Origin of the sequence: Litorivivens sp. (genome assembly GCF_041625495.1) — a bacterium.
In the GTDB taxonomy this organism is placed as follows: domain Bacteria; phylum Pseudomonadota; class Gammaproteobacteria; order Pseudomonadales; family Spongiibacteraceae; genus Litorivivens.
The window spans coordinates 1-5,801 of record NZ_JBFJTH010000205.1; the positions used below are offsets into that span (position 1 = coordinate 1).

Genomic DNA, 5,801 nt, shown 5'->3' on the forward strand with positions numbered 1-5,801 from the left:
CACCCGGGTCGTCGCCTCAGAGATAGCGTACGCTCTGTTTTTAGAGATAGTCCTCTGGACACTCAATACCTGGGCTCGGTGTAGTTTTTGCTTGAGCTAACGATGCTGTATTGTAGACTTTCATTAAGGGCCTGAGCGCAGAAGTTGGAGCGACGAAAAGTGAGGCCGATAATCGGGAAGCGATTTTGAAAAAGCAGAAGAGAATAGGTTATCAGCTGGCAGCAGCCCTAATGTTGGCGAGCCTGGCGCTCTCACTGCAGGCTGAACTCTATAAAATCGTCGACGAAGACGGCAATGTAACATTCAGTCAATTTCCACCGACTGAGAAAGTTGATGACGCCGCGGTAGAAAATATCACGCTGGAGGGAGCCAATGACGGTATGACGCCCCTCACTAAAATAGGTAGCATTCAGTTTTGCGGCGACATCGAGCTACCCAATAAAATTGACTACAGCGGCCAACCCGACCGCTTCATGAAAGAGCTTAACCGCAACCAGAAACGCTGGCAGCGGCGCCTCAGTGCCCTGGAAAAACAAACCCAGGATGCGCTGCGCAATCAACAGCGCTACAACCGCTACCCATACCGCGATGACAGCTACCGCAACCGGCAGAAGCTAGAACAATTTCAACGCCAAGAAAACAATATCAGACAGATCCGAGATCTGCGCTGCGCAATGAATTGGGCCGACAACCGAGAAAAAGACCTGATTGAGTACCGAACAGAAAGTCACGCGGAGCTCGAGCGTCTCGAGCGGGTGCAGGGCGCGCTACTGTCACAAATGCATCAGGCATGTGGTGACGAACCCCGTTTTGACCCCAGCGACCAAGGTGCGCGATTGCGTCTGGACACCTGGCAGGAATGCAGCACTCGGTATCAGCAGGATTTGCGCCAGGTATCGCGCCAGCTGCAGAAAGTATCACGCTCCATTTCGGATACAAGCCGCTAGGCCGTGTCCTTAACTTAACTTTCCTTCCCGACCTCGCTATGCGCGTCTTACGATACCCGCTATGCGACTAACGGCAGCGCAGCGGCAGATACTTGATATCCAGATCGGTGCGGTTTTCGCCGGCCGCTATCATTCCCGCGGGCACTTCATCGTAGCCGCAAATCCACGACACCGGGCTTGCGGGTGAGTCCTCCACGTAAACCGGCCTGATACTCAACACCTTGCCGTGCTGGGACTCGGGAAACTTGCGACCGAAGGTCAAATGCATCGCACCGCTTTTTACCGTAACCGATTGCAGATAGTTACCAATAATCTTGTCTGCATCGGGCATACCCGCCGCTTTGTTATTTGGCGCAAACTTGCCCGATGCACGTAAGCTGGCTTCCAGTGGCAGCTTGTAGACATCGACCAGCTCAACCGATTCCACTACCTGTTTCTGGATAGTGCGGTAACCCGAGGCGGGTACCGCCAGCGTTGCCAGAATGGCGACAACCGCCAACACCACCAACATTTCCAGCAAAGTAAAACCGCGCAGATGCGCCGCACGAAAACATTGGACGCGACGGTGAACTGGCTGAATAGTGAGGGGGTTACTTGGGGTCATCCTGAACCACGCTATCTGCTGTCGATTAGCCAAGCTTACTACACCCTCAGCCTTCGCGCTGCCGTGCCAGAGCCCAACGAATATGCGCCTCCACCATGGCATCTACCTGCGGTAGACGCGCCTGCAACGCTGCAATAATCGCCGGATTTCTCGGCGCGTTGCCCAGCGCCACCGCCAAGTTTCGAAGCCAGCGCTGGTAGCCGATCCGGCGGATCGCCGACCCCTGAGTATTGCGATCAAAATCTGCTTCACTCCACTGGAACAATGACAGCAGGTCTGCGCTATCCAATTGATGGCGCGGTTTGAAGTCTGACTCTATCGTGGGTTGTGAAAACTTGTTCCACGGGCACACCAGCTGGCAATCGTCACATCCGAACACCCGGTTACCCATCAACGGCCGCAGTTCTTCCGGAATTGCACCTTTGAGCTCAATGGTCAGATAAGAAATACAGCGCCTGGCATCTACTTGGAAAGGCGCCACAATGGCACCGGTAGGGCAGTCCGTAAGACAGGACGTGCAGGTACCACAGTGCAGGCTCGACTGCGGCTGATCGACTGGCAATGGCAGATCGGTGTAGATTTCCCCGAGAAAAAACCAGGAACCCGCCTTCGGATTGATGAGCATGCTGTTTTTGCCGATCCAGCCCAACCCTGCTTTTTCTGCAAATCCCCGCTCCAACACCGGCGCGCTATCGACAAAGGCGCGGCTATGCTCACCGCCATGCGATTTTATCCGCTCGGCAATTGTCGCCAGTCGCTTGCGAATCAGCTTGTGGTAGTCACGGCCCAGGGCGTAGCGGGAGATATATGCTTTCTCAGGCTGATCCAGCAGATCTCCGGTATTGGGCTCATCGGGGAAGTAATCCATTCGGAAGCTGATCACCCGCAGCGTGTCCGGCACCAGCGCAGCCGGCTCCGCACGCAACCCGGCGCGCTCCGCCATATAAGTCATCTCGCCGTGATAATCCTTTGCCAGCCACTGCTTCAGCCGCTGGGCATGCACACCGATGTCCGCATCGGTGATGCCCACTTGCTGGAAACCCAGCTCTTCACCCCAGCGACGGATCGCACCGGCCAGATGAGTCAGATCTGTTTGAGGAATAGTAGACATGGGGCTCGTGGCGGCAATAGCGCATGCGTTAAGATAGCGCCATTCTGCCAGATCGAGAGTGTTCATGCTTCGTTGCAGCGACAATCTTCCCACCACGCTCTATACCGCCGAGCAAGTCCGCGCCCTCGATGCCTGCGTTATTGAACAGCACGGCGTCCCAGGCATTCAGTTGATGCTCAAAGCCAGCCGCGCCCTGCTTTCAACATTGGAAATTCAATGGCCCGATTGCCGAGAGCTGCAGGTGTTTTGCGGCAAGGGCAACAATGCCGGCGATGCCTACCTGCTGGCGGCACTGGCCATCGAGCGCGATTACAAGGTGCAGCTGTGGCAGGTTGGCGACGTTCCCCAGCGCGGAGACGCGCTCGCCGCGCGTGAACGCGCCATCGCCGCTGGGGTTAGCGTGAAAGCCTGGCAGGGCGAGCAACCAACCAAGGGGGTCATCGTAGACGGCCTGCTAGGCACCGGTCTCCAGGGCGAGGTGCGACCGCGCTTCGCCGACGCCATTGGCGCCATTAATCGCAGTGGGCTGCCTGTGCTCGCTGTGGATGTGCCCTCAGGCTTGTGCTCCGATAGCGGTCAGATTCTCGGCGACGCGGTACACGCCAGCGTGACCGTGTGCTTTATCGGCCTAAAACGAGGCCTGTTTACCGGCGCCGCCGCCGACTGCGTTGGCCATTTGTACTTCAGCGATCTGGAAGCTCCCTCGACTGCCTACCAAAATCAGGTCCCGGCTGCCCGACATTTACGACTGGACGATTGTCTCAGCGCGTTGCCCGCCCGTGCCCGCAGCGCTCACAAAGGACATTTTGGCCATGTGTTGATTGTCGGGGGGGACCACGGCATGGGCGGTGCGATTATGCTGGCCGCCGCGGCGGCAGCGCGCTGTGGTGCCGGCTTGATCAGCTGCGCAACACGCGGCGAACACACCACCGCCCTGCTGGCGAACCGGCCGGAAGTCATGGTGCACGCGGTTGAAGCGCCAGCACAGCTCGAGCCGTTGCTGGCCAGAGCCAGCGTGGTCGTTATTGGCCCCGGCCTCGGCCAGAATGATTGGGGGCGCATGCTCCTCACGCGCACTCTGACTTTTAAGAAGCCAATCGTGCTCGACGCCGATGCACTCAACCTGCTCGGACCCAAACCGACGCTGGCGCGCAATGTGCCTACCGTGATCACGCCACATCCGGGCGAAGCCGGACGGCTGCTTGATGTAGCCAGCACTACAGTTCAACGCGACCGCTTTGCAGCGGCGCAAGATCTGCACCTGCAAACCGGCGCCACCGTGCTGCTGAAGGGTGCCGGCACGGTCATCGCCGACAGCCAGGGCATTGCTGTGTGCAACTACGGCAACCCGGGCATGGCCAGCGGCGGTATGGGCGATGTGCTCAGCGGCGTAATAGGCGCGCTGCTGGCCCAACAGCTAAGCCCAGGCGAGGCAACTTGTCTTGCAGCCTGCGCCCATGGTGCTGCCGCCGACCTTGCGGCACAAAACGGAGAGCGCGGCCTGCTGGCCAGCGACGTTATCGACCACTTAAGGAATGTGCTGAATCCGTGATGCAGTATCTTGCTAATGAAGCCGCCACTGTCGCCGCCGGCGAGCGCCTTGGCCATGCGGCCCAGCCAGGCACCGTGTTATTTCTTGAGGGCGACCTTGGCGCGGGCAAAACCACGTTTTGTCGCGGTTTCCTCCGCGCTTTTCGCTATTCAGGAGCGGTTAAAAGTCCAACCTACACACTGGTGGAACCTTACGAGTTGTCGGCGGGTCTTATCTATCATTTTGACCTTTACCGATTGGGCGATCCGGAAGAACTCGAATATATGGGAATTCGCGATTATATTGGCAACCACAGCATTTGCCTGATCGAGTGGCCAGAACGTGGCGTCGGAGTTTTGCCTACCCCCGACATACGGGTTAGGATTGAAACCGATGGCAGCGCACGCACACTGCAGATTGAATCAGCATCGGCACTCGGTGAGCGCATTGCTCAACGCTATCAGGCAGACGAGAGATAATGAAAAAAACGTATAGCCTGCTGGTTCTCTTCATTGCATTTGTCATGAGTGCGGCGAGCTTTGCTGCCGACGTACGCGACGTGCGCTTATGGCGAGCCCCCGATCACACCCGAGTCGTTTTCGATTTAAGCCGCCCGGCCGACTACCAGGTATTTCAGCTTAACGATCCAGAGCGTCTGGTGGTCGACATCCAGAAGACCAACCTGAAAAAGCTGCCATCCAACCTCGACTTCCAGGACACCCCAGTGAGCCGAATGCGGCACGGCGTGCGTAATGGGGGCGACCTACGCGTGGTGTTCGACCTGAGCCAGCAGGTCAAAGTGCGCAGCTTCATGCTCAAAGCCAGCGGCGAACTGCACGATCGTCTGGTAATCGACTTCCACGAAAAGGAAAAGCAGGCCCGAACCGTTAAAAAAGCGGTGGACATCACCAGCGACCGGCGCCCCGTCGTGATAGCCATCGACGCCGGCCACGGCGGTGAAGATCCCGGCGCTATTGGCCCCGGTCGTCTCTATGAAAAACATGTGGTACTGGAGATCGCCAAGGAATTACAACGGCTGTTCAACACCACCAAGGGTTACAAGGCCGAGCTCGTGCGCACCGGCGACTACTATGTCGGCCTGCGCCAACGCCGGGATATCGCTCGGAAAATGCAGGCAGACCTGTTTGTCTCCGTGCATGCTGACGCGTTCACCAACGCCAAAGCGTCAGGCAGCTCGGTCTACGCCCTATCCCAGCGCGGCGCCACCAGCGCCTCGGCGGCTTTTCTGGCGAGAACGGAGAATGATTCAGACTTGGTGGGCGGGGTAAGCCTGTCAGATAAAGACGACATTCTCGCCGGTGTACTGACCGACCTGTCCATGACCGCCAGCCTGGACGCCAGCCTCAGAATTGGCAGCAATGTTTTGAGCGAGATGGGGCAGATGTCAAAACTGCACAGCCGCCGGGTGGAACAAGCCGCCTTCGCTGTGCTGAAATCCCCCGATATCCCCTCCATCTTGGTGGAAACAGGGTTTATCTCCAACCCCGGCGAAGCCAAGAATCTGGCAACCAACTGGTATCGGGCAAAAATGGCGCGGGCCATCTTCAACGGCATCGACAACCACTTCAAGCGCAGCCCACCGCCCGA

General features: G+C 57.9%; 6 protein-coding genes. 4 read left to right on the top strand and 2 right to left on the bottom strand.

What is annotated here, in order from left to right; genetic code table 11:
* Positions 1 to 185 precede the first annotated feature (185 nt).
* Positions 186 to 947 carry a DUF4124 domain-containing protein gene (locus tag ABYP39_RS16860; RefSeq protein WP_372783733.1) on the top strand — a complete coding sequence of 254 codons (762 nt, stop codon included), beginning with the start codon at positions 186 to 188 and terminating at the stop codon, positions 945 to 947.
* 67 nt (positions 948 to 1,014) lie between these two features.
* On the opposite strand, the gene ABYP39_RS16865 is transcribed toward ABYP39_RS16860, so the two are convergent.
* Entirely contained in the window at positions 1,015 to 1,551 is a 537-nt protein-coding gene (locus tag ABYP39_RS16865; RefSeq protein WP_372783735.1) for a prepilin-type N-terminal cleavage/methylation domain-containing protein, read from the bottom strand.
* A gap of 46 nt (positions 1,552 to 1,597) precedes the next feature.
* Positions 1,598 to 2,662 (bottom strand): tRNA epoxyqueuosine(34) reductase QueG, encoded by a 1,065-nt coding sequence (queG, locus tag ABYP39_RS16870; RefSeq protein ID WP_372783741.1) that lies wholly within the window; start codon positions 2,660 to 2,662, stop codon positions 1,598 to 1,600.
* 64 nt (positions 2,663 to 2,726) lie between these two features.
* On the opposite strand from queG, the gene ABYP39_RS16875 reads away from it, so the two are divergent.
* From ABYP39_RS16875 to ABYP39_RS16885, 3 genes are all read left to right on the top strand, one after another.
* Positions 2,727 to 4,214: an NAD(P)H-hydrate dehydratase gene (locus tag ABYP39_RS16875; protein WP_372783737.1), complete on the top strand. Its 1,488-nt coding sequence runs from the start codon at positions 2,727 to 2,729 to the stop codon at positions 4,212 to 4,214.
* Positions 4,214 to 4,672 carry a tRNA (adenosine(37)-N6)-threonylcarbamoyltransferase complex ATPase subunit type 1 TsaE gene (gene tsaE, locus ABYP39_RS16880; RefSeq protein ID WP_372758715.1) on the top strand — a complete coding sequence of 153 codons (459 nt, stop codon included), beginning with the start codon at positions 4,214 to 4,216 and terminating at the stop codon, positions 4,670 to 4,672. Before ABYP39_RS16875 ends, tsaE begins: the two co-directional genes overlap by 1 nt.
* On the top strand, positions 4,672 to 5,801 hold a 1,130-nt coding region (locus ABYP39_RS16885), incomplete at its 3' end, for an N-acetylmuramoyl-L-alanine amidase (protein WP_372783739.1). The genes tsaE and ABYP39_RS16885, both read left to right, overlap by 1 nt.

Bases quoted from the DNA above. Each gene is read 5' to 3' on its own strand.
- queG (WP_372783741.1), bottom strand. From the start codon at position 2,662: ATGTCTACTATTCCTCAAACAGATCTGACTCATCTGGCCGGTGCGATC.
- ABYP39_RS16865 (WP_372783735.1), bottom strand. From the start codon at position 1,551: ATGACCCCAAGTAACCCCCTCACTATTCAGCCAGTTCACCGTCGCGTC.
- ABYP39_RS16875 (WP_372783737.1), top strand. From the start codon at position 2,727: ATGCTTCGTTGCAGCGACAATCTTCCCACCACGCTCTATACCGCCGAG.
- tsaE (WP_372758715.1), top strand. From the start codon at position 4,214: ATGCAGTATCTTGCTAATGAAGCCGCCACTGTCGCCGCCGGCGAGCGC.